Below are 623 nucleotides of genomic sequence, written 5' to 3' on the forward strand. Positions count from 1 at the left end.
CGGCCTGGTCCGCTTCTACGTGGAGGGCGCGCTGGCGGACGAGGACCACAAGGGCTGCCTGATGACCAACACCGCGGTCGAACTGCCCGCAGACGAGGGGGCGCGCCGGCGGGTGGCCACCGGCCTGGAATCCCTGGAGACGGCCATCATGGGGGCGCTCGTCCGGGCCCGTGCCGAGGGCGAGTTGGCGCCGGACAAGGACCCCGCGTCGCTGGCCAGGTTCCTGGTCACGCTGCTCCAGGGGGTCCGCGTCGTGGGTAAGACCCCGGTGCGCGAGCGCTTCCTGAAGGACACCGTGGAGCGGGCGCTGGCCCTCCTGGACTGAGCTGTCGCGACGGGGCCCGCCACCCCTCTCGCCCCGTTTCTCCCCTCACCTCCGGCCCGGGGGCGCGCCCCGCGTCGCGCCGTACCGCACCTTCTGGCGCTGCGGCGCCCTCGCGCGGCCGTCGTCGCCTGTCTGACCGAACCCTGTGCGCCGGGGATGGCCCGAGCCTGTCTCGCACCTGGCGCACCCCTGCTCGCTTATTTGACTGCTCATTCAAGAAAACCGGAAGCCTTCAGGTCCGATGCCTGACACGGCGAGAAGGCGCGACCGGCCAGAAGACAGAAGACGAGAAGAAGAG

The 623-nt window shown here is 71.3% G+C and carries 1 protein-coding gene; it reads left to right on the top strand.

What is annotated here, in order from left to right:
* On the top strand, positions 1-325 hold a 325-nt coding region (locus KUM32_RS41430), incomplete at its 5' end, for a TetR family transcriptional regulator C-terminal domain-containing protein (RefSeq protein ID WP_254406800.1).
* Positions 326-623 lie beyond the last annotated feature (298 nt).

This window comes from Streptomyces sp. AC627_RSS907 (assembly GCF_019049165.1).